This window comes from Variovorax sp. 20P10.2.4 (genome assembly GCF_058244205.1).
The window spans coordinates 1-2,492 of the sequence record NZ_JBZAYE010000869.1; the positions used below are offsets into that span (position 1 = coordinate 1).

1 protein-coding gene is annotated in these 2,492 nt (G+C 73.1%); it reads right to left on the reverse strand.

Translation table 11 applies throughout. The features are described 5' to 3' along the window. A partial coding sequence (locus AC27VN_RS38725; RefSeq protein WP_490880106.1) for a cobaltochelatase subunit CobN occupies positions 1-2,492 on the reverse strand: 2,492 nt, incomplete at both ends.

Here is a 2,492-nt window from a genome sequence, read left to right on the forward strand (position 1 = left end):
GCCTCGTCGAGCCAGCGCATCACGTGCGGGAACTGGTCGCGGTAGGAGCCCGTCACGCTGACCAGCACATCGATGCGCGGCCGCTTCAAGGCCGCGGCGGGCAGCACCTCGATGCCGTTCATGCGCCCCGCCTCGTCCCAGCGTGGCCGCACGCCCATCGCATGGAAGGCCTGGCTCTCGAGCACGCCCTGGTGGCGCGAGGCTTCGCCGGCCCAGAGCGTGAACGCGATCTTCTCGGGCGCCTTGCCGCCGTGGGACTGCGCATAGGCGGCGATCCAGGCGTCCATGGCGGCCACGCCGGTGTCCCAGGCCGCGCGCGTGGGCACGCGGCTGGGATCGAAGCCGTAGAGGTTGCGCCCGGTCGGCAGGCTGTCGGGATTGCGCACCGGATCGCCGCCATAGCTCGCGCGCAGGTAGCGGCCGTCGAGGGCGATCAGCAGGCCCTCGATCTCCTCGTTGTGCGCGAGCGTCGCGTCGAGCTGGCGCACGCGCGTGGCCAGCGCGCGCAGGGTCTCGGCCTGCGCGGGCTGCGCGGGCACGGCCGCCACGCCGTCGAAGGCGGCATCGTCGAGCACCCGCGCCACCCAGCGCCCCAGCGGCGAGTTGGCCATGTCGGCCGGCTCGCGCAGGAAGGTCTCGTCGAGGTCCTCGCCGAGCGCGGTCGCCAGCGGCTTGCCGACGATCTGCAGCAACGTGGCGCGCCGGCGCCGGGCATCGGGCGCCTCGCCGAAGGTCGCGAGGCCCAGCGGCTGCGCGGTCTGCGCGAGTTCGTCGAGGTAGGGATGCAGCACCGCCACGAAGCCTGCGAAGTCGGCGCGGATGCGCGCGGGTGTCCAGGCCAGGTCGCGGTCGTAGTGCCGGGCCACGAAGTCGGCCAGCAGTTGCCGTTCGAGCGCGGCCTTGACCGGGCCGGGGGCGAGCGTCTCCCAGTCGTGCATGCGCTCGTGCATCTGGGTGAGGCCCGGGCGCAGGCCGGCGGGCGAGAACATCGGCGTCGAATGGCTGACCATGGTCGCGCGGCCGCGGCGCTTGGCGGTGGTGGCCTCGCCGAGGTTGTCCATCACGTAGGGATAGACGTTGGGCAGGTCGCCGAGCACCAGCAGCGGATCGTCCTGCACCGACAGCCCGCGCTCCTTGCCGGCCGACCATTCGACCGTGCCGTGCGTGCCCACGTGCACCACGGCCGAGGCGCCGAATTGCGTGCGCAGCCAGAGGTAGGTGGCGAGGTAGGCGTGGCCCAGCGGCACCGCCGAGCGGTGGTAGACCTGCTGCGCCTTGTCCTTCACCGCCGTGCCGGGCTCGAAGCGCGGCGGCTGGCGCAGCACCACCACGTTGCCGAAGCGCACGCGCGGAATCACGAAGGCCGGCGCGCCGTCCACCGTGCGCAGCTGGGTCGAGCTTTCGGGCGCGCCCCAGTAGGCCTCGATGCGCTGCTGCGTCTCGACGGGCAGCGCGCGGAACCACGCGAGGTAGCGCACGAGCGGCAGCGTGTCGGCCAGGCCCTGCGCGAGCAGCGGCTGCAGTTCGTCGGTTCCCGGCGCCGGGTAGGAAGCCTTGAGCGTGGCCTGCACCTGCGCGATCAGCGCCTCGGGCGCGGGCGCCTCGGTGCGGTAGCCGGCCGATTGCATCGCCGCGATCATGCGGCTCACGCTGCGCGGCACGTTGAGGAAGGAGGCGCCGAAGTTGGCCTCGCCCGGCGGGTAGTTGTAGACCAGCATCGCGACCCGGCGCTGGTCCGCGCTCGTACGCTGCAGCCGCAGCAGCGCGGCGGCCTTGTCGGCAACCGCCTCGATCTGCGCGGGCAGCGGCTGCAGGCTGCCGCTCGCGGCATCGCGCGCGCTCACGAGCATCGGGTCGGTCATGCCGGCCAGTTCGCTCGGGCTGTAGTAGGCGGCGATGTCGGACTGAGCCAGGCCGTCCTTGCTCTGCGCCCACTGCGCCGCATCCATGGCCAGCGATGGCAGGGTCTGCAGCACCGGCACGCCGATGCGCTCGAGCTCGGCCTTGCGCTCGTTGGGCGTGAAGACCAGCGCGGCATTCACGATCAGGTCGGCCACGCGGCGGCCGCCCTCGGCCTGGGTCATGCGCGTGTAGAGGTCCTTCTGCTGGCGCGGACCGTAGAAGGCATAGGCGCGCAGGCCGCGCTGCGCGAGCGCGGCGATCATCGCGTCGAGCCAGGCCGTGTCCTCGCCGGTCACGGTGGCGGCATTGACCGCGATCGCGACCGTGCCGTCCGTGCCCGGCAACTGTTCAACGGCCTCGATGCTGGTCTCGATGCGCGGCCACCCCGGGTGATAGAAGCCCGCGAGCGGTGTCGCCACGGGTTCGGGCAGCCCATCGGACACGCCGACCTTGGCGAGCGCCTGCATCGAGGCCGAGAGGTTCGCGCCGCCCGCGAAGCGCCAGTAGGCGCGCAGCCGCTGCGCCCAGGCCGCGTCGACACCACGCTCGGCCGCGAGCGGCGGCGCGGCCGTGAGCTGGCCCCGGGCGAC